Origin of the sequence: Pseudoxanthomonas jiangsuensis, from assembly GCF_010093185.1 — a bacterium.
In the GTDB taxonomy this organism is placed as follows: Bacteria; Pseudomonadota; Gammaproteobacteria; order Xanthomonadales; family Xanthomonadaceae; genus Pseudoxanthomonas; species Pseudoxanthomonas jiangsuensis.
This window is the reverse complement of sequence record NZ_PDWL01000017.1, coordinates 75179-95738: the sequence shown is the minus strand read 5'-3', so window position 1 is coordinate 95738 and position 20560 is coordinate 75179. Positions and strand designations below refer to the sequence as shown.

At 64.1% G+C, this 20560-nt stretch carries 16 protein-coding genes; 12 read left to right on the top strand and 4 right to left on the bottom strand.

Annotated elements, in window-relative coordinates; translation table 11 throughout:
• Window positions 1-99: 99 nt before the first annotated feature.
• From CSC62_RS11745 to CSC62_RS11725, 5 genes are all read left to right on the top strand, one after another.
• Window positions 100-1149 (top strand): lipid A deacylase LpxR family protein, encoded by a 1050-nt coding sequence (locus tag CSC62_RS11745; RefSeq protein WP_425502021.1) that lies wholly within the window; start codon window positions 100-102, stop codon window positions 1147-1149.
• A 19-nt stretch (window positions 1150-1168) separates the two neighbouring features.
• Entirely contained in the window at window positions 1169-2389 is a 1221-nt protein-coding gene (locus CSC62_RS11740) for an acetate/propionate family kinase (RefSeq protein ID WP_162406544.1), read from the top strand.
• 80 nt (window positions 2390-2469) lie between these two features.
• Window positions 2470-4218: a PHA/PHB synthase family protein gene (locus tag CSC62_RS11735; RefSeq protein ID WP_162406542.1), complete on the top strand. Its 1749-nt coding sequence runs from the start codon at window positions 2470-2472 to the stop codon at window positions 4216-4218.
• 1 nt (window position 4219) lies between these two features.
• Window positions 4220-4990, top strand: a complete 771-nt coding sequence (fabI, locus tag CSC62_RS11730) for an enoyl-ACP reductase FabI (protein ID WP_246194387.1) — start codon at window positions 4220-4222, stop codon at window positions 4988-4990.
• A 105-nt stretch (window positions 4991-5095) separates the two neighbouring features.
• Window positions 5096-6751, top strand: coding sequence for a Na/Pi cotransporter family protein (locus CSC62_RS11725; protein WP_281353318.1), 1656 nt, complete (start codon window positions 5096-5098; stop codon window positions 6749-6751).
• 98 nt (window positions 6752-6849) lie between these two features.
• On the opposite strand, the gene CSC62_RS11720 is transcribed toward CSC62_RS11725, so the two are convergent.
• From CSC62_RS11720 to CSC62_RS11705, 4 genes are all read right to left on the bottom strand, one after another.
• Window positions 6850-7362, bottom strand: a complete 513-nt coding sequence (locus tag CSC62_RS11720) for a TetR/AcrR family transcriptional regulator (protein ID WP_246194385.1) — start codon at window positions 7360-7362, stop codon at window positions 6850-6852.
• A 238-nt stretch (window positions 7363-7600) separates the two neighbouring features.
• Window positions 7601-7990: a hypothetical protein gene (locus tag CSC62_RS11715; protein WP_162406536.1), complete on the bottom strand. Its 390-nt coding sequence runs from the start codon at window positions 7988-7990 to the stop codon at window positions 7601-7603.
• Window positions 7991-9141 (bottom strand): IS3 family transposase gene (locus CSC62_RS11710; RefSeq protein WP_246194383.1). Its coding sequence is split into 2 segments (ribosomal slippage): window positions 7991-8895 and window positions 8895-9141, totalling 1152 coding nucleotides; the frame shifts between segments, so codons are not numbered across the junction. It abuts the gene before it with no gap.
• A gap of 586 nt (window positions 9142-9727) precedes the next feature.
• On the bottom strand, window positions 9728-12340 hold the full coding sequence (locus CSC62_RS11705; protein ID WP_162406532.1) for an AAA family ATPase: 2613 nt from the start codon (window positions 12338-12340) through the stop codon (window positions 9728-9730).
• A 447-nt stretch (window positions 12341-12787) separates the two neighbouring features.
• Here CSC62_RS11705 and CSC62_RS11700 point away from each other — a divergent pair, with 447 nt between their 5' ends.
• From CSC62_RS11700 to CSC62_RS11670, 7 genes are all read left to right on the top strand, one after another.
• Window positions 12788-13684, top strand: a complete 897-nt coding sequence (locus CSC62_RS11700; RefSeq protein WP_162406530.1) for a BRCT domain-containing protein — start codon at window positions 12788-12790, stop codon at window positions 13682-13684.
• A 245-nt stretch (window positions 13685-13929) separates the two neighbouring features.
• The gene (locus tag CSC62_RS11695; protein ID WP_162109485.1) at window positions 13930-14769 is read left to right on the top strand and encodes a hypothetical protein; all 840 of its coding nucleotides are present in this window, start codon (window positions 13930-13932) and stop codon (window positions 14767-14769) included.
• A gap of 652 nt (window positions 14770-15421) precedes the next feature.
• Entirely contained in the window at window positions 15422-16462 is a 1041-nt protein-coding gene (locus CSC62_RS11690) for an ABC transporter substrate-binding protein (protein ID WP_211368982.1), read from the top strand.
• Complete coding sequence (locus CSC62_RS11685; RefSeq protein WP_162406528.1) at window positions 16459-17268, top strand: ABC transporter permease; 810 nt, start codon at window positions 16459-16461, stop codon at window positions 17266-17268. The genes CSC62_RS11690 and CSC62_RS11685 overlap by 4 nt, the downstream gene beginning before the upstream one ends.
• Window positions 17261-17947, top strand: coding sequence for an ATP-binding cassette domain-containing protein (locus CSC62_RS11680; protein ID WP_162406526.1), 687 nt, complete (start codon window positions 17261-17263; stop codon window positions 17945-17947). The genes CSC62_RS11685 and CSC62_RS11680 overlap by 8 nt, the downstream gene beginning before the upstream one ends.
• Entirely contained in the window at window positions 17944-18387 is a 444-nt protein-coding gene (locus CSC62_RS11675) for a CopD family copper resistance protein (RefSeq protein ID WP_162406524.1), read from the top strand. The genes CSC62_RS11680 and CSC62_RS11675 overlap by 4 nt, the downstream gene beginning before the upstream one ends.
• Before the next feature lie 31 nt (window positions 18388-18418).
• Window positions 18419-20560, top strand: a complete 2142-nt coding sequence (locus CSC62_RS11670; protein ID WP_162406522.1) for a TonB-dependent receptor family protein — start codon at window positions 18419-18421, stop codon at window positions 20558-20560.

Sequence of the window (20560 nt, the reverse complement as noted above, 5' to 3'; positions counted from 1 at the left end):
CCCGCCCCCTTCCTACACCCCCGGAACTTCATGGACACGACACCGGCCCGGCTGCCAACTCTCTCTTCCGCCCCGCCGGCGCGCGCGCCACGGCGACAGATGCGCGCCTGCGCGATGAACATGCTCATGGCACTGGGCATCGCGCACGCGGGTGCTGCACGCGCAGATGATGGCTGCGGCGGCCCGGAGCGGTTCAAGACCGAATCCACCCTCAACGTGCGCATCGACAACGACCTGTTCGGCGGCCTGGGCCAGGACCAGGGTTACTCCAACGGGTTCCTCGTGACCCTGGTGTCGCCCAACCTGGTGGACTACACCGATGATCCCTGCCTACCAGCCTTGGCGAAGCGCCTGAATCGACACCTGTCCCTGCTCCAGCCGAGCGGCTTCGACGAACTGAACATGACCATGGGGCTGGGACAGATGATGTACACCCCCAACGAGCGGGAACCGCGTGAGCTGATCGCCGAGGACCGGCCCTACGCAGGGGCCGTGATGCTCAGCATCGGCTACAACGCGCGCAAGGAGGATCGCCTGCGTACGTCCCAGCTGCGCGTGGGCGTGGTGGGCCCGGCGGCCAAGGCCGGTGAAGTACAGAACTGGTGGCACGACATCATCGGTACGGATCGCTTCAATGGCTGGGACAACCAACTGCACAATGAGCCGGTGGTGCAGTTCATCCATGAACGGCGCACGCGGTTTGCATACGGTGAACCTGCGGGCGAATGGCGCTGGGACGCCATCTCCCATTGGGGCGGCAGCCTGGGCAACTTCGCCACCTACGCGAACACCGGCATGGAATTGCGCTTCGGCCTCCGGCTTCCAGACGACTTCGGCACCGCACCGTTGCGCCCCGCCGGCGAGAACACCGCGCCCCTCATCGTGCAAGAGGACAAGCGCTGGCTGGGCCATCTGTTCGTCGCGGTGGATACGCGTTGGGTGCTGCGCGACATCACCCTGGACGGCAACACGTTCCGCTCCAGCCACAGCGTCGACAAGCGTCCTTTCGTAGCCGACATCGGTTACGGCATCGCCGTCACGCGCGGACACTGGCGTTTCGCCTTCGCCCGCTACCACCGCTCGCGCGAGTTCGACGGCCAACGCAGCCGCCCCACGTTGGGCAGCTTCACGATCGGCCGAAAATTCTGACCCGCGCAGGACACCTCCCATGACCCAGACGTTGCTGCTCGTCCTCAATTGCGGTTCTTCCAGCATCAAGTTCGCGGTGTTCGACGCGTCGAGCGATCCGCTTTCGCGTACCCCCTTGTGGAATGGCAAGGTGCAGGGCATCGGCAGTGCGCACGCGACGTTCGGCGAAACCGGGGTACCGCCGTTCTCCGTCGTGCTCGATGCCGCCCAACCTTATCACGCCGCGCTGGCGCTGATCGGCGAGCGCATCGATGCCCGCATGGCGGGCCGGCGCCTGGCCGCCGTCGCGCATCGCGTGGTGCACGGGGCGAACCGCTACGTCGAACCCGTGCGCGTGGACGCCGTGATCGTCGCCGAACTGCGCCAGCTCATCCCGCTTGCGCCGCTGCACCAGCCGTTCGCGCTCGAAGCAATGGACATCCTGCTGCAGCAGAGGCCCGAGGTCGTGCAGATCGCCTGCTTCGACACCGCCTTCCATCACACCCTGCCCAAGGTTGAACAGATGCTGCCGCTGCCGCATGCCGCGTGGGAACGCGGATTGCGGCGTTACGGCTTCCACGGCCTCTCCTATGCGTACATGGCGTCCGCGCTGCCGGAACGGCATGGCGCAGTGGCCCAGGGACGCACCCTCGTGGCCCACCTGGGTAGCGGTGCCAGCCTGTGTGCCATGCGAGGCCTGAAGAGCGTGGCCACCACGATGGGTTTCTCCGCCCTGGATGGCCTGATGATGGGGACACGTACCGGTGCACTGGATCCAGGCGCGGTGCTTTATCTGATGGAGATCGAGAAGCTCTCCGTCGCGGAAGTCGGCGACATCCTTTACCACCAATCCGGACTGCTGGGCGTGTCGGGCCTGTCCTCCGAGCCACGCGTGCTGCTGGACCGCGAAGACGATGGCGACGAAGGCGCCGACCGGGCCCGCGACGCCTTGGAGCTTTACGTGCGTCGTATCGTGCGCGAGATCGGTGCACTTGTCGCCGTGCTCGGAGGGCTCGACCTTCTTGTCTTTACCGCGGGTGTCGGCGAGCACAGCGGCGAGATCCGCCAGCGTGTGTGCGCTGCGTTGGGGTTCCTGGGTGTAAGCCTGGATGCCGCCGCCAACGAGGCCAATGCCGCCGTCATTTCCGCGGCGGACAGCCGAGTCGTCGTCGGCGTGGAGCCGACCAACGAGGAATGGATCGCCGCGACCTATGCGCAGCGCCTGCTATTCGCCGCGACCTCCGTCAGGGCACACGCCTGATGCCCACCGCAGCCGCGCACGCGCGGCACAAGCCGGGCGTAGCGCCCTCCGGACACGCATTCGAATACCTGGATACGCGCATGAGCAACGACAACACGAACGACAAACCGGCGGGCGATCCCGATAACGCCACCCATGCGGCCTGGGCGAAGGCATGGTCGCATCTGTCGCCCGAGTCTGCCCTGATGGCGTGGACCGACTGGGCCAGCCACCTCGCCGTCAGTCCGCACAAGCGGGCCGACTTGCTGCAACTTGCCCAACGCCAGTTCGAGCAAATGATGGCCCATCTGCGTGACAGCTTGGACAGCCTGGCCGAAGGGAACACCCCGCCCGAGTTGCCGGCGACCGATGATCGGCGCTTCAGCGATCCTGCCTGGGGCCAGTACCCCTTCAGCCTGTTGCGCCAATCGTTCGAGATGCAAACGCACTGGTGGGATCAGGCCACGCAGGGCGTGTGGGGAGTGGACTCCGGGCACCAGAAGTTCGTGCAGTTCGCAGCCCGGCAATGGCTCGAGGCGATGTCACCCACCCACTTTCCCCTGCTTAACCCGCAGGTGCTGGAGCGCACGCGCGCCGAAGAAGGCAACAACCTGGCGCGCGGCATGAGCTACCTGATCGACGACACGATGCGACGGCTCGCCGGTGAGGTGCCTGCAGGACTGGAAGACTTCAAGGTCGGCCAGAATCTCGCCATCACCCCCGGCAAGGTGGTGTACCGCAATGCGCTGATCGAGCTCATCCAGTACGCGCCCAGCACGCCCGACGTCCATCCCGAGCCGATCCTCATCGTGCCGGCTTGGATCATGAAGTACTACATCCTCGACCTGTCGCCGCAGAACTCGCTCATCAAGTACCTGGTCGAGCAAGGCCATACCGTGTTCTGCATCTCATGGAACAACCCGGGCAAAGAGGATCGCCATTTGGGAATGGACGACTACCTGGCGCAGGGCATCGACGAGGCGCTTGCTGCCATCAACGCCATCGTCCCTAAACAACGCATCCATGCCGCCGGCTACTGTCTGGGCGGCACGCTGCTCTCGATTGCCGCCGCCGCCCTCGCGCGCGACGGCGATGATCGGCTTGCCTCCGTGACCCTGCTGGCGGCGCAAACGGATTTCAGCGAGCCCGGCGACCTGAGCCTATTCATCAACGAGAGCCAGATCGCCCTGCTCGAAGCGCAGATGGAGGAGACCGGCTACCTGCGCGCAGACCAGATGGGAGGCGCGTTCCAGATGCTGCGCTCCTACGACATGGTCTGGTCCAGGCTGACCCAGGAATACCTACTGGGCGACCGCCGGCCGATGAACGATCTGATGGCCTGGAACGCTGATGGCACCAACATGCCCGCGGCAATGCACTCGCAATACTTGCGACGCATGTACCTCTACAACGACCTTAGCGGTGGTCGCTACCTCGTCCGTGGCCGTTCCATTTCGCTGGGCGACATCACCGTGCCGATCTTCTGCGTGGGCACCACGACCGACCACGTTGCGCCATGGCGATCGGTGTTCAAGATCCACCTCTTTTCGCCCGCCGAGATCACCTTCGCCTTGACCAATGGTGGGCACAACGCGGGCATTGTCAGCGAACCGGGCAGACCGCGCCGGCACTACCGGCTGCATACCCGCCAGCAGGGCGAGCGTTACCTGGCCCCGGATGAGTGGCTCGAAACGGCAGGTCGCCACGAAGGATCGTGGTGGTCATCCTGGGTCGCATGGCTGAACGAGCATTCCGGCCCTCCAATGAAATCTAGTCGCGTCGCTTTGGGCGGGAAACGCCACCCGCCGCTTTGCAATGCGCCCGGCACCTATGTACTGAAGGCCTGCTGACATGACCAACGAGATGCTGAAAGGAAAGAAAGGGCTGGTCATCGGTATCGCCAACGACCAGAGCATTGCTTGGGCCTGCGCGAAGGCCCTTCGCCAGGCAGGTGCCACGCTTGGGGGTACTTGGCAGAGTGACAAGGCCCGGCCTCATGTCGAACCTCTGCTGGAATCCATCGATGCCGATATTCGTTTGCCGCTGGATGTAGCCGACGATGCGCAGCTGGAGTTGGTGTTCGACGCCGTAGCGCGCCAATGGGGACGGCTCGACTTCCTGCTCCACTCCATCGCCTTCGCTCCGAAGCAGGATCTGCACGGTCGCGTGGTCGATTGCTCGCGCGACGGCTTCCTGACCGCCATGGATGTTTCCTGCCACTCCTTCCTACGGATCGCTCGGTCAGCAGAACCGTTGATGACCGACGGCGGCAGCCTCATGACCATGAGCTTCCTCGGCGCGCAGGAGGTCGTTCCGCACTATGGCCTGATGGGGCCAGTCAAGGCAGCCTTGGAATCCGCCGTTCGCTATTGCGCCGCCGAGCTCGGCCCCTCCTCAATTCGCGTGAACACCATTTCGCCCGGCCCGATCGCAACGCGCGCCGCTTCGGGACTTGCGGAGTTCCCTGCCCTGCTCACCGACTACGGCCAACGCGCCCCGTTGCGGGCGCCACTGACCATCGACGATGTGGGCCCCCTCTGTGCATTCCTTGCCAGCGACCACGCCAAGTCGATCACCGGCATGACGATGTACGTCGATGGCGGCTATCACTTGCTCAATTGATCTGCGCTTCACAGGGGCACTACAGCATGCATCGCCGCGTCCGTGTTCGCGCCGGCTTGATCAACCGGTGAGCGTTGGGATGCTTGACTCTGGGCGCCGAGCATTGTGACGCTTGCGAATCTCCAGGACGTTGCCTACCCGTTTCTGGGGGGGCTTGGCCTATTCCTGATAGGGATGCTGCTGCTTTCGCAAGGCTTGGTGGCCTTCGGCGGCTCAACCATGAAGCATGCGTTGGCGCACTTTACCGGAACGCCAACAAAAGCCTTCGTTTCAGGCACGCTGGCCACCATAGCGGTGCAGTCATCGACGGCCACAACCGTCACCCTGATCGGCTTCGTCAGCGCTGGGCTAATCAGCTTTTCACAGGCCATTGGCGTGCTCATTGGGGCGAGTCTCGGGAACACGGCCACCGGATGGATCGTGGCCACCCTGGGCCTGAAGGTCAATCTGGGGTTCCACACCCTCCCGCTTATCGGCATCGGGGCCTTAGTCAAGCTGCTTGCGAAAGGACGCCTTGCCGATCTCGGCATTGCGATGACGGGCTTTGGACTCATGTTTCTGGGGCTGGAAATCCTTCAACATGGCATGCACGGCGCAGCCCAGGTGTTCGACTTCACCTCACTGCCAAGTGGCGGCTTCTGGGCCACCGTTATCACGATGCTCGTTGGATTGGCACTAACCGCCATCCTCCAGTCTTCAACAGCAGCCATTGCCACCACGCTCACCGCACTGCACGCGCAAGTGATCAACTTCGACCAAGCCGCCGCCGTGGTCGTGGGGGCAGCGATCGGCACCACGTTGACCGGCATCGTGGTGACTGCAGGCGGAACGATACACGCCAGACGGACAGCATTGGCTTATGTCTTATTCAATACCGCCACTGGCACCATTGCCATCGTGCTACTTCCGGCTTTCCTCCGGATCATCGCCATGTTGGAAGTGCGCGCAGGGCTTGACGCTGGCACCACCAGCCTCGCTGCGTTCCACACGATGTTCATCTCCGTTGGGGTGTTGCTTTTTTTGCCGTTCGCGGCGCAGTTTTCTCGGCTCATCGAGCGCATTCTCCCCGCTCATGGCGAAGCCACCACTCAGCTCCTGGATGCCTCCTTGTTAGCTATTCCCGCAGTGGCACTTGAGGCCTCCCAACGCGCGCTGGAGCAGGCCATGTCCGGGCTGCTTAACATGTTCGAAGAGATGCTTCTTGGCCAATCCACCACGACACACAAAGGAAGACTCCAAGCAGCAATACTTCCTTTGGATGACATATACAGCTTCGTCACCCGCATCGAGTTGCCTGCTGCGGACACGATACCTGCGGCTCAACGTGTCGCGCAGCTGCATGCGATCGATCATTTGATTCGCTTTAGAGGCCGCCTGAGTGAACTCGCGCAAGCTCGCGTCGTCCTAGCCACCTCAGACTATTTGTGGGCGCTGAAGAGCAGCCAAGAAATGATTCAGTTGGCTCGTCGCGGGGTAGAGCGCCGCGGCATTGAGGGCGACTTGGAGTCAATTGAAAGTCACGCCCGTTTTCTATCAGCACGCTCTCTGGAGATGCGCCACGCGGCGCTACAAGAAGGTGAAGCCTCATCGGAGGGTGCTGCTCGAATCACTCTCCAGCTCACTGACAACTTCCGCTGGATTGAACGAAATGCGAATCACATTTGGCGTATTTGCCACTATCTGAATCAAGGGTGTTCTCGACGCGCTCAACGAACCGACGCCAAACAATCTTCAGCCCCAGATGAAGTCGTAGCGACTTAATCGTAGAAAGATGGCATCGCTTGAGCAACGATGGACACGCTTAGTACTGCGCTCTGGCCGAGGATTCACTCCACCTTTTACGATCACAGACCACGGCTCTACCTTTTCAAGGCTCCTTCGAAGAACATGTTGTCAATCAAGCACTGCATTCCGACCCTTGCCACCCTGCCACGGTATTCTGCATCTATGATCCCACTGAGACTGGCCACGTAGATCTCGGTAAGTGCAGGAGCTGGCACGTCCACTCGGAAGACGCCCAATTGTTGGCCCCGCAGGAAGAAGGCATCCAAGGCCTGCTCCCAAGCGCTCTCCACGCTCCCTCTTACGGTGGATATCTTCCACTCATGGACGAGGAAAACCGATAGCTCCCGGTGCTCCAAGGCATTTTTCGTCAACTTCTCCAGTGCTTTGCGAGGCGCCGCACTCTCGAGCGCGGCGTCGCGAAGCGCACTGGTAACCACCTGCTGGGCGTGCGCCAACAGGACCTCGTAGAGCTGCTCACGCGTTCTGGAGAAGCGATAGAGCGTCGCCTTGCTGATACCCGCAGACCTAGCCAATTCCTGGAGAGATGCGCGCGGCTGACGGATCATCGCCAGCGCGAGCACCGCCATCAACGAATTGTCTTCTGTCAACCCAGCCGCCTTCATACCAACCCATGGCCTATCGAAGTTCTAACGACCCCAAGAATACTACCCGAGCCGCGACCTGTTTCAGGCAAAGTCCTCCAAAGCAAAGTACCGCTCTACGGACGCGCCTTGCCCGAAGGGGCCCGCTAGCGCAGACAGTCGCGGCCTTTCCCGCGCCGATACAACAACTGCAATGACGCTCGACAGTTGACCTCCGGCTGAATTATTGATCCGGCTCTGGTGGAGGCATGCGCAGACGTTCAGCGAGTGAGAAGCAGCCAGTAGCCTTGCTCTCCTCCTCGGACTTATCAAAAGCCCGGCCGACATCGACAAACAGCGCCGCGGTGGCATCACGTTGCCCTGCATCTTGCAGGACTCCCGCGAGATCGCCACCAAGTCGCATGGCTTGCTGAAGGTACTCGAGCCCGCTCGCCGCATCGCCAACAAGACTTAAGTGCAGGCTCGCCAGCGTCAGCAACAGATTGGCACGCTGGATCAAGGACTCGGGTACAGGCGCAGCTGATCGATCAAGCACGCCGAGGGCCTCGGCAAAATGCTCCACGGCATCGGGACGTTCGAGATCGACGTGGACCGGCCAGAGTTCTGTAGACACTCAGTCGCCGCTCTGCGCGTAGCGCCTTTCAAACTCTACCGGTGACAGTCCGCCAGCGGAACCATGCCGGCGGATCGGGTTGTAGAACATCTCGATGTAGTCAAACACGTCCGATGCCGCCATGGCGCGTGTCGGGTAGATCCGCCGCTTGATCCGCTCCTTCTTCAAGACGCTGAAGAAACTCTCGGCCACGGCGTTGTCGTGGCAGTTCCCGCGTCGGCTCATGCTCGGCACCATCCGGTGCGCTTTCAGGAACGACTGCCAATCGCGGCTGGTGAACTGACAGCCCTGGTCGGAGTGCACCATCACGCCAGGACCGGGCTTGCGCCGCCAAGCCGCCGCCACCAGTGCCTGCAGCACCAGATCGCTGGTCATCGTCGAAGCGGTTGCCCAACCCACGATCTGGCGCGAATACAGGTCCATCACCGCCGCCAGGAACAGCCAGCCCTCGTAGGTCCGGATGTAGGTGATGTCCGTGACCCAGACCTTGTTCGGTGCCTGTGGCCCGAAGTCCCGGTTGAGCACGTTGGCCACCACGCCCGCCGGGCCGCCGCGATGACGCGGCTTGCGGCCATAGCCGACTTGGGCACGCAGACCTTCTGCCCTCATCAACCGCAAGACGCGGTGCCGACTGCATTGCTCGCCGGCCTCGCGCAGGTCCAGGGTGATCTTGCGATAGCCATACACCGTGCCGCTGGCCAGCCAGTGGTGCTTGATCAGCCCCAGCAGACGCTGATCTTCGCGCTCACGAGCGCTGGCGCCATGGCGCAGCCAGGCGTAGTAGCCGCTGCGCTGCACGCCAAGCACCCGGCACATCGCCACCAAGCGGAACTCCCGGGCGTGCGCGCGCATGAACGCGTACTTCGCCCTTACCCCTTGGCAAAGTACGCGGCGGCTTTTTTTAGGATGTCGCGCTCCTCGGTCACCCGCCGCAGCTCAGCCTTGAGCCGTCGGATCTCGGCCGAGTCGCTCGGCGCAACCGTGGCTCCAGGGGCCGGTACCGTCTTCTTGGCCGCCTGCACCCAGCCATACAACGTGTGCTTGGGAATCCCGATCCGGGAGGCGACATCCACGACCGTGAAGCCACGCTCGATCACCTGCTTCACCGCTTCGGCACGGAACTCATCCGTGTACTGCTTGCTGTTGCCCATAAACACCTCGGTCATTGCCATGAATTATGGCAACCGGATGTCTACGAAAGGCTGGCCGGTCCACAAGCGCATTGCAGCCGAACCGGATCTGCTCAGTTCCCTCGGCGTAGATTCGAGGCAGTGGCTGCAGGATCGTGTGGGAACCATCCACACGTTCCAAGGCAAGGAGGCGGAGGCAGTAATCGCGATATTGGGCGCTCCCATGGCGGCGCAGCAGGGGGCACGGCGCTGGGCTGCAAGCTCGCCCAACATCTTCAATGTGATGGTGTCTCGCGCCAAGGATGCGTTGTATGTCGTGGGTTCGCATGCAGCGTGGTCAAGCGTCGGGTACGGGGTCGCTGTAGCTTCACACTTGCCGCATGTGGGAGCTCAATCGCTAAGAAGATGACTTTCAACCTGCTTTAACTGAAAGTCGTGCGATCTCATTGTTGATGCACTCCAGGATACTTCAGCTTTCCGCCACGGAAACCTCGTTTATCCAAGGATTCCCCGCCGCTGAGTCGATGATCCCCGCATCAGCTAGGTGATGATCGTCTACTCAGCAAAAGTGGGGACCTCCCTCAACCACTTAGCCACGCAACCTGCATCACCCGATTCTCCTGCGGATCGCGGTGAACAGTGCATTCACCGCCTCTATGTCCTGGAGCAACTCAGCAGGTTGCGTTACTGCACGCTGTTGGCCAGCAGCGTGGGAGTGCGCCCGTACGTTGCGGCAGCACTTGTCGTGCAGTCGCTGGACCTCGGCAAACTCACTGGCTTCGACCTCCTTCACTCCGTCAAGTCGTCCAACTGAGATGTTGTCGCGGAACCTCACGACTGTGCCATTCAGGATGGTCTCCTCGATTCCAACCTCAATTGTCACTCGCAGATCGTCGTACGCATTACGGGTAGCCAGTCGCTCCGCGTCTCCTGGCGGGTTATTGAACACCGCGGCAATCTGCTGTTGGTCGAGGCGATGCTGCGCAATGCGCTCCCTATGCTTACGCAGGTCGTATGGCAGACCGGCATCTATGTATCCGGGACCTTCAGCGCGGTAGGCAATGGACCGAACACTAGGCTCAGCACCCGCATCTTGCGCAAGCGTAGTCAATTCGCCGAAGAACACAGCGTCGTGCGTGAAAACAATCACCTGTCGAACTACGGACTCCGCCACGATACGACGTGCAACAGCAGTTCGATGATTATGGTCTAGGCTGGACACGGGGTCGTCGAAGACGACTCCTGAAGTCGAGCCTGACTGGTGGAGCTCGGCAAAGAAGTAGGCCAACGCACACATCCGCTGCTCAGCCTCGCTGAGGACAAGGTGGGGGTCTAACTGGCTGCCGGACAGGACGATACCCAGCCTAGTGGAACCCGCATCGCCCGTGGAGCTGATTTCAGCGCGGATGTGGTAGAGGTCCAGGCGTTCAAGCTCCTGGTTCATTCTGGCAGCAAGGGCGTCGCTGACGTGCCTCCGAGCGAGCTGCCCAGCGAAGGTGGTGATTGGCCTGGTGTTTCCGACGTCCGCTAGGCAGCTTTCAAGCTTGGCCTTGTGGACCAGGTTCCGCACAACAAGGGCGATACTCTCTATGTGCTCCGAGAGTACGCTTCTCGTCTGGAGCTCCCTCAGACGACGGCGCTTCGCCGCCAAGGCTTCTGCATCAAGATTGGCTCGCATGGCCGCAGCTTCGGCGCGCAGGTCATTCGCAATCTGACGAATTGCAGGAGCGGGGCTGACAACTCGGAAAGCGGGCCTATTATCCCACTGCCCACCTGATACGGCACGTTGGAGCCACCTCAGCCGAGAGGCCAGATCTTCTTGGAATGTGCGGATACCAGCCGGCAGAGTATCCACTCGACGACCGAGGCTTGTAGCCATTGTGTCAGAGAGAGTGAAGGACGCGCTTGCCTGCGCGACCTCGCCGACGATCTGCTGCCATCTCGTGCGCGCCTGCTGCGCGGTTGCAGAGGCGGAATCTCGCACAAATCGGTCGAACCTTTGCAGTCGCTCCTTTGCGACCGGCGACAGCTCCTGCTGGCATAGAAGGCACTGAGCCCCATCTCCTGTCACTGGGAATGCGTTCGCCACATACGCAGCGCGCGTTGAAAACTCGCGCGCCGCACTGAATAACAATGCCCAGGGCCCTTGCCCTGTCCCAGGGAGTAACTGCTCAGGGTCTTCCGACTGCAAGAGAGCCGCGGCAGCCCGCTCCGCAATCTCAGCCTCTCGCAGCATCAGGTAGGCGGAATGCTTGGCGTCAAGCAACTCGTCGGACACAACGTTAGCCGCTTCAACCGCACTGACCAACTCATCGACCCTTGTTGCCGCGTTCTCTAGAACGGTAGCCTTGGATGTAGGGTCCGCCTCGGCGATCTCTTGCGGAAGGCGAGCTAGCTCTTGCATCTCATCAGGAGACAGGTTGGCGAGCCTGCGCACTTGGTCCAAGTCGGTGCGCGTACTTACTGGATGCAGGGCACGCCCCGCTTCGGTGTCAACGGGAATGACATTGAACGGCGCTGTATTTACGGCGAGCGTATTGATCTCAGCTTGAAGTCTGGGCCGCAGCGCCTGATTGAGTCCGCTAGCTAGCTGCTGCAGTTGGGTCAAGGCCACCGGCTGGAAAGTCGCAACCTCTCTCGTCTGGAGATAGTGCCGCGCGCAGTCGCCGTCAAAAACTGCGATGGCTCGCAGTGCTGCGGGGGCGACGTGCCCGCGCCGACCACTCCAGTTCGCCTCATGGGGCTCATCGTCTATTAGGAAGGTGAGCGATGCGCTGGGTGTAAGTTGTTGGAACTGCGGATCATAGGCGTTGGGGTAGACCGCCCCAGGGCTCCTCGCACGACAAGCCTGCTTGAGTACACGTGCATACCCCGATTTGCCGGTGCCGTTGCCTCCATACGCGATGGTCAATCCCTGTGCTGCGAACTCGAGCACCTGGTCGCCCGGGATTCTCCCGACGTTGTTCAGTGTGTGAAGGGAAGTGAGCGTTACCAGTGCGCCATCGGTCGCTTCTGCCGGGAAGTGATCCTCTGCAAATGGCGCTGGCTCGATGGCCGGCTCTAGTCCGCTCGCGACGCCGTGTTGCTGCTTGGCGAGATCCAGGAGCTCGTCCAAGTCTTGGTCGCTCCACGAGCCGTGGACGCATAGACGACGCAGCGCGTCCTGACGCCATATCGGCAACCTTCCAGACCAAGCCAACACTTCCTCGTAAATGGCCATGCCCTGCTCCCCATTCCACTCCCGTGTCTCCAGCATACGGATCAGCAGGCCCGCAGACGATCTACCTCCTGAGCCACGGCAAGTTCGCCCTGGCGGGTCCACCGCTTGTGCCGGTTTCACACGGGCTGTCAGTCGGGCTCAACCCTTGGCTCAGACCCGGAAGCCGTTGATTTTAACTATTATTTTCAGCCACTTAGTTGCAGCGAACCCTAACTCACAATGCAAGGGGCGGAGATTCGGCGGAAACGCGGACGAACCTCATTCCCCGCTACACCAAAGCTGAGCTAGAGGGGCGGGGGGGGCGGGGACCACGAGGCCTAGGGCCTAGACTTCCCTTAGCTTGCTTGACACTCCTTTGCAGGCGCAATGGAATGCAGCAAAGTCGGCGGCTTCAACAACCTTTGAGACGTCCTTAGCAGCGTCTAGTCCACTCTTGGAAGAATGATCATGCATCCAGATCAGCAGCCGTACGCTAAGTTCACAGGCAAGGCTCGTCTAGATAGATCAATCAACTCACTTCTTGGCATCATTGAGGGAATTGCCATTGATGGGCGCATCAACGAGCTTGAGGTCAGCTACCTCAACATATGGCTTGAAGAGCACGAAGAGCTGAGAGATCTACATCCGTTCAACGAATTTGTGCCGCTAGTATCGGCAGCCTTAAGCGACGGGGTACTCGATCCTGAGGAACGAGAAGACATTGTGTGGCTTTGCGAGAGGCTGCGGTCGCAAGAGTTCTACGATCAAACAACGTCCGATCTCCAGCGACTTCACGCAATACTTGGCGGCATAGTCGCGGACACTAAGATTACCGAAGAAGAGCTCAGGGGACTGTCTGAGTGGATGGAGCAGCATCCTCATTTGAGATCCTGCTGGCCATTCGATGAGATAGGTAGCTTGATAACCGGCGTGCTTGCGGACAAGAGGATAGATCCCCATGAGCACGACCTACTCAGCTCCTTCTTCGCTGAGTTCACCGCGCTTCTAGACTCTAAAACAATAGTGAAGGCACCCGTTACTGAGCCAGAGTCAGGCCAAGTCGTTGGACTATGCGCAGTCGATCCCGAGATTTTGTTTGAGAATCGCGGATTCTGCTTTACCGGAGCATCTAATCGATTCACGCGCTCACAGCTTGAACATATCGTCTCTCGCCTTGGAGGGACAAGCCATGCGAGTCCCTCAAAGAAAGTCCACTACGTGGTTATCGGAGCCGAGGGGAACCAATGCTGGGCTTACTCGTGCTATGGGCGCAAAGTGGAGAAAGCGATCAAGCTGCGCAAGGAGGGCGTACGAGTCGTAATTGTGCACGAACTGGATTTCCATGACGCTGTTGCAAACTACTGAGAGGTCGAACCAACGGGCGATGATTACGAAGTTCGAGTAACTACTGCGCGACAGTTCCCTCGCAGCGAAGTAACTCTAGGCTGTAGCGTTCGTAGTCGCCGATGATGCTTTCGCACGCCCGACACAAAAGATAGGGCATAGGCGCGGCGATCCTCAGAAAGATCAGGCAAATGTACTGCCGCCGATGTCACGTCTGCACACCTTAAACTACGTAGCCGGATTGCGCTCACCCCATTGGACCGCCAATGCTGACCAGCTTCACTCGCCGACACAAGCTCGACTACGAACCATGCAAACTGCGGTACAAATTCGTACCCGCCGCATTCCGCTACGACCTACTCAAGACCGTTCTGGAACGGATCCACGACAGCGAGGACGGGCACCTACGCGAATACGGCGTCTATCGCCACCTGTCGGTGATGGTCAACAAGGACTACGAGCGGTTGGTCGGCGAGGACACCATCAACGAGTTTTACAGCAGCGACCTGCTTGTGGACCTAGTGCTGACCGCGCAGTGGCATGAAGTGCTGAGCATGGTCGAGGCGCTCATCGCCATTCGGCGGCTGAAGCGAAGGGAGGCGAACGACCTGTTCGACTACCACCACATCGGCTACGAAGCCACGGATCACGGTGCCGGAACCGTGCAGGTCGAGGTCAAGTACGACGCATTGGTGGAAGAAGTCGATCGGGCGGAGGAGGCCGCGTCCCAACACCCGGCGATCGCCGCGCTGCTGCGCGATGCGCGGCAGGCCCTGGTCGCGCCGAAGGAAGTGTCCGCCGAAAACTCGATCACGAACTCGATGAAGGCCATCGAGGGCTACCTGAAGGCCTGGCTTGCCGAGAAAGGCGTCAAAGCCTCGACCTTAGGCGAAGCCGTGAAGGAGATCCGGAGCAGAAAGCTCGTCGATACGACGATCGCCAACGCCTTAGAACAGTTTTACATCTACCGGAACAAGCAGCCGAACATCGGCCATGGTAGCGTTGCCCCCTCCGATGCTGGCCACAGCGAAGCGCTGCTGGTGCTGGACATGGCATCGAGCTTCATCAACTACTTCCATCGGCTGGATGGCAACAGCCCTCCTTGATTGACCGCCGCGGCCCTACTTGGGCAATCGGAGCGCTGGCTGGCCGCAGCAAAGATGCGCAATGCGTCAGCTATCGCGGCCTCCGACAGAGATGTCCCGACCTCTTACCCCGTGCCCTCGCGGGTGAAGGTAGCTACTGGCAATAGATGTGGGGCGAATCACCAGCGCTTCAGCGGAGATTTGGGATAACTCGCTCCCTCACCAGGTCCATTTTCAAGCACCGCTTTCATGGCGGTAACGCCGTCGGTAACTTAGAAGATCCACTCCACTGAATTTTATGAGATTCAATATCTTATTTGAGTTGTTTGGGAGCACCCATACCACCAACGCGGAGAGAGCCGAAAAACCCCGCCAGCCGGGGTTTTTTGCTGTCTGGGCCTCCGCTCCGATCGACCCTCGGCCAGGACGCCAAGGTCCCAGGCCGGGATCGCCTGCGCACGCATGGCCGATGATGGCCATACGCGTGGACACGGCCGCCCCTGCACGCGCGGCCGCAATCGAACGCATCGGCAGGTGGCCTGATCGCAGCACGGCGGAATGCGGTCGCCGACAGGTGCGCATGGCTCGCAGTCGCACCGGCTTGACCTAGGTCATGGGTGGAAGCGGCCGCCGGCGTGAACATGGCCGCATGAGAATACTTCCCATTACCCGCATGACCGGCCGGGCCCGGGCCCGGGCCGGGGCCCTGGCCGTGCTGCTGGCCGCCCTGGCGCTGCCGGGCTGCGGCTCGCCGCAGCCGGCGAACGAGGCCGAAGAAAACGCGGCCGCGGCGACCGCAGATCCGCTGCGCCTGGCCGGCCCGGCGGCGGTGGTCAGCTTCCCGCTGATGCGCATGGCCGACACCGGCGTGGCCGTGGACGGCCGCGTCCGCCCGGCCCGCTTCCAGCTGTGGCAGGGCGCCGACCAGCTGCGGGTGATGCTGGCCCGCGGCGAGGTCGACTACAGCGCCACGCCGGCCAACCTGCCGGCGCTGATGGCCAACCGCGGCGAGCCGGTGCGGCTGCTCAACGTCTCGGTCTGGGGCCTGCTCTGGCTGGTCAGCCGCGACCCGGAGGTGCACGGCTTCGCCGACCTGCGCGGACGCACCCTGCTCACTCCATTCCGCCGCGACATGGGCGCCATCGCCCTGCACGAGCTGTTCAAGGCCCAGGGCCTGGAACCGGACAAGGACATCGCCCTGCGCCAGACCCGCGACGCGCTCGATGCGGTGGCCCTGATGCTCGCCGGCCAGGGCGACCACGCGGTGCTGCCCGAGCCCACCGCCTCCCTGCTGCTGTACCGCAGCCGCCAGCAGGGCGCCGCGCCGCTGCACCGGGTGCAGAGCCTGGAGGCGGCCTGGGCCGCCGGTTTCCCGCAGCAGCCGGAACTGCCGCAGGCGGGAGTGATGGCCTCGGCTGCACGCGCCGGCGACGACGCCCTCGCCCAGGCCATCGTCGTCGACTACGCCGACGCATCGCGCTGGTGCAAGGCCGATCCGCCCGCCTGCGCGGCGCTGGCGCAGCGCTACCTGCCGCAGATGCCCTTGCCGGCGCTGGAGGAATCGATCCGGGTGACCCGCCTGGACGGGGTGCCGGCCGCCGAGGCTAGGCCGCAGCTGGAGGCGCTGTACCGGCTGATCCTGGACAGCCAGCCCGAAGCGGTCGGCGGCCGCCTGCCCGACCCGGGGTTCTACGGGCCCGCGGACGGCCCATGAACGGGCCTCCGCCCTCGCCACGCGAACTTGCGCCGTGGTCGGCGCTGGGCGTGCTCGCGCTCGGCCTGGCCTGGCAGCTGCTGGCGCTGCGCCTGGGCCCGCTGCTGATGGCCACGCCGCTCCAGACCCTGCGCGCGCTGGTCACGCTGATGGGCAGCGAAGCCTTCCTCCACCACGCCGCGACCAGCCTGCTGCGGGTGGTCCTCGGCGTGGGCCTGGGGATCGCGACCGGCCTGGCCCTGGGGCTGCTGGCCGGCCGCCGGCCGCGCCTGCGCGCCCTGCTCGAGCCTTTGCGCTGGCTGCTGATGTCGGTGCCCGGGGTGATCGTGGTGGTGCTGGCGATGCTGTGGTTCGGCATGGGCAGCGCGATGGTGGTGTTCATCGCGGTGGTGCTGCTGGCGCCGGGCGTGTACGTGAACACGCTCAAGGGCCTGCTGCTGGTCGATCCGGGCTTGCTGGAGATGGCCCGGGTCTACCGCTTCGGCCGCTGGCGGCGGCTGCGCCACGTGGTCCTGCCGGCGCTGGCGCCGCCGCTGTGCGCGGCCTTTCTGATCGCCACCAGCGGCGGCGTGCGCCTGGTGGTGATGGCCGAGGTGCTGGGCGCGGCCGACGGTGCCGGCTTCGCCCTGGCCAATGCCCGCAGCACCTTCGACAGCGGCGAGCTCTACGCCTGGGTGGTGCTGGTGCTGGGCCTGGTGGCGCTGCTGGAGCTGGGACTTTTGCGGCCCCTGCAAAGCCGGCTCACGCGCTGGCAGGACGAGGCCGACGGCCGCCGCGGCGCGGTGCGAGGAGGCGGCGATGCTTGAGTTCTCCCGGGTCGTGCTCGAGCGCGCCGGGCAGCGGGTCCTGGATGGCGTGGACCTGCGCATCTTCCCCGGCCAGCGGGTGGGCTTGGTCGGTCCCAGCGGCGCGGGCAAGAGCAGCCTGCTGCAGCTGGCCGCCGGCCTGCTGGCGCCGGCCTCGGGCGCAGTCGGCAACACCTTCGCCCGCACCTGTGTGGCGTTTCAGGAGCCGCGTCTGCTGCCATGGCGCAGCGTGCTCGACAACCTGCGCATCCCCCTGCGCGCGGCCGGACACGACGATGCCCAGGCACGCCGCATCGCCGGCCGGTGGCTGGCGCGGGTGGGCCTGGACGCGCGCGCGCAGGCCTGGCCGCGGCAACTGTCCGGCGGCATGGCCCAGCGGGTCTCGCTGGCGCGCGCGTTCGCGCTGGAGCCGGACCTGCTGCTCCTGGACGAACCCTTCGGCGCTTTGGACCCGGCCTTGCGCCAGGAACTGGGCGAACTGTGCGACGCCGAGCTGGCGCGCACCGGCGCCGCCCTGCTGTGCGTCAGCCACCACCCGCAGGAACTGGCCCGGCGGGTGGACCGCTGCCTGCGGCTCGAACACGGCCACCTGCATCCCTGCCTGCTTCCCGGCGCGTTCGCCGGGGAAATCCTCCACGCCACGCCAGCCGCCCCGCAAAGGCACGCGAGCCCGTCATGAGCCGTTACGCCCTGTTCCACATCCTCCACCTGTTCGCTGCGTTCGTCTTCGTCGGCACCGTGTTCTTCGAGGTGCTGATCCTGGAGAGCGTGCGCAAGCGGGTGCCGCGCAACGTGATGCACCAGATCGAGGCCGGCATCGGCGCCCGCGCGCGCCAGCTAATGCCATGGGTGCTGGCGGTGCTGTACGGCAGCGGCCTGGGCATGGCCTGGCGCTACCGCGAGTTGCTGGCGCACCCGCTGGGCGACAGCTTCGCGCTGATGCTGACGATCAAGATCGCGCTGGCCCTGAGCGTGTTCGGCCACTTCGTCTACGCGATGCACGTGCGCGGCCAGGGCCGGCTGGCGTCCACCGCGTTCAAGCGCCTCCACCTGAGCGTGTTCAGCCACATGGTCGGCATCGTCCTGCTGGCCAAGCTGATGTTCCACCTCGGCTGGTGACCTCCCTTCCCCGATACAAGCGAGCCTCCCCATGAACCTGCGCACCTCCCCCCTCGGCTTCCCTCCCGCCCTGTCGCTCGCACTGGCCATTGCCGCCGCGCTGGCAGCCGGCCCGGCCCTGGCCTCCGGCGACGACGCCGCCGACGGCACGGTCGACCTGGACCGGATCACCGTGCTCGGCCGCAGCGACGCCACCCCGGTGGCGCCGACCGTGGCCGACGAGCGCGCGCGCCTGCAGCGCGTGCCCGGCGGCACCAACCTGGTCGACCTGCGCGGCGCCGGCCGCCAGGCCACCCTGCGCGACGCGCTCGACTACAAGCCGGGCATCGTGCTGCAGGAGTTCTTCGGCGGCATCGACCAGCCGCGGCTGAACATCCGCGGCTCCGGCATCCAGAGCAATCCGGTCAACCGCGGCGTACTGCTGCTGCAGGACGGGCTGCCGCTGAACGAGGCCGACGGCTCGTTCGTCATCGGCCTGCTGGAGCAGCGCAACGCCGCCTTCATCAGCGCCCGCCGCGGCGCCAACGCGCTCAGCCCCGGCGCCACCACCCTGGGCGGCGAGATCGACTTCTACAGCCTCAACGGCGCCGACGAGCGCGGCCGCCTGCGCCTGGAGGGCGGCAGCGACGGCCGTCGCGGTGGCCAGCTCGCCTGGGGCGGCGCCGGCGAGCGCGGCGACTGGTGGATCGGCGCCAGCGACGACCGCAACGACGGCTACCGCCACCACGCCGACGGCGAACGCCAGGCGGTCCACTTCAACAGCGGCTGGCGCGCCGGCGAGAGCTTCAGCAACCGCACCTGGCTGTCGTGGACCGACCTGTTCTTCCACATCCCCAACGTGGTGCCCAAGGACCGCATCCACAGCGATCCGCGCGGGGTGATGGGCGACGGCAACACGCCGCAGGACACCCTGCTCAACGTCTACCGCCGCGATCCCCTGCGCGACACCCGCCAGCTGCGCATCGCCAACGCCTCCGAATGGGGTACCGGCGATTCCAGGCACGCGCTGGGCCTGTGGTGGCAGGACACCGAGGACCTGTTCAAGAACCCCACCGTGCACAACGTCAGCGACTCGGACACCTGGGGCGCGCAGTACCAGTGGCAGGGCGCGCACGCGGCCTGGGACTACCGCCTGGGCGCTGCGTACACCGGCGGCGAGACCGCGCGCGATTTCTACGCCAACAACCCGGCCGACGGCACCCGGCTGCAGCGCTTCGGCCACTACGACCTCGACGCCTCCAGCCTGGACCTGGTCGCCGCGCTGGGCTGGCAGGCGGCCGACGGCGTGCGCCTGCTGGCCGAGGGCAAGTGGAGCCGGGTCGGGCGCGACGCCGCCGACCTGGCCCGCGGCGGTGGCCTGGACCAGCGCTATACCCATGCCAGCCCGCGCCTGGGCGCGACCTGGCAGCCGCGCGCGGACCTGCGCCTGTTCGCCAACCTCAGCCGCAGCAACGAGGTGCCGACCTGGTGGGAGATCGTGGCCGCCGAGGCGCCGGCGAACAATCCGGCGGGCGCCGCGGCTGCACTGCTGCGGCTGCGGGTGCAGACCGCCGACACGGTGGAGATCGGCGCCAGCGGCCGGATCGGCGACGAGCAGGGCGTGAACTGGTCGCTGGTCGCCTACCACAGCGCGGTGGACGACGAGCTGATGTCGATGGTCGACGATTCCGGCAGCCGCGTGGGCACCTACAACTACGCCGCCGGCACCACCCACCAGGGCGTGGAGGCCGGGCTCGACGGCCGCCTGGCGCTGGCCGACGCCGGTGCGCTGGAGTACCGCCTGGCCTGGACCTGGAGCGACTTCACCTTCGACGACGGCCAGTTCGCCGGCAACCGGATCGCCGGCGTGCCCGAGCACCTGGTCAGCGCCGAGCTCTTGTGGCGCGGCGGCGGCTGGCGGCTGGGGCCGAACGTGCGCTGGCTGCCGCGCGACACCCCGACCGACCACGCCAACACCCGCGCGATCTACCAGGACGGCTATGCCCTGCTCGGCTTCCGCCTGCACTACACCGCCGGCGACGGGCGCTGGTCGGTGTTCCTGCACGGCGACAACCTCACCGACCGCCGCTACGCCAGCAGCTACGTGATCCGCAACGTCGGCACCCTGGCCCAGCCGGGCTTCCTGCAGGGCGTGGGCCGCAACGGCACGGTCGGCTTCACCTGGAGGTTCTGA